Origin of the sequence: Sutterella massiliensis (assembly GCF_016899755.1) — a bacterium.
GTDB lineage: Bacteria > Pseudomonadota > Gammaproteobacteria > Burkholderiales > Burkholderiaceae_F > Sutterella > Sutterella massiliensis.
On the sequence record NZ_JACJJC010000251.1, the window covers coordinates 1 to 519 of the forward strand.

Here is a 519-nt window from a genome sequence, read left to right on the forward strand (position 1 = left end):
CCTTTGAAATTTGCAATGGGAGAATTGATAAAATTATTAAACGTTACAAACTTGTTGACGTATTCCCAAACTTCGTCATTTGAAGTGTGGAAAATGTGTGCTCCGTATTGATGAACTTGAATTTGATTAACAAGTTTTGTATAGATATTTCCGCCAATATGATCTCGTTTATCAATAACTAGACACCGTTTTCCTTGCGAGGTGGCTTTGTTTGCAAAAACTGCTCCAAATAAACCAGCGCCAACGATTAGATAATCGAATTCAGGAATAAATTTCTTAAATTCACCCATTTTAAAACCTATTATTTGTTTCAAATAAATGAAAAGCCGCAAAAAGCGGCTTTTGTAAAAAATTAATTATTATTATAAAGATCGCGGGTAAATACTTTAGCTTTTACGGGTTCCAAACATTCGTTCCACCGATTCGTGACAATTACGTCAGATTTATTGCAGAAGTCTTCGAAATTCTTGATTAATTCTGCCGTGAAAAACTTATCGTCTTTGTATGTAGGTTCAAAGA

At 33.3% G+C, this 519-nt stretch carries 1 protein-coding gene; it reads right to left on the reverse strand.

Annotated elements, in window-relative coordinates:
- On the reverse strand, window positions 1-290 hold a 290-nt coding region (locus H6A60_RS12420; RefSeq protein ID WP_205105093.1), incomplete at its 3' end, for an NAD(P)-binding protein.
- Between the last annotated feature and the right edge of the window lie 229 nt (window positions 291-519).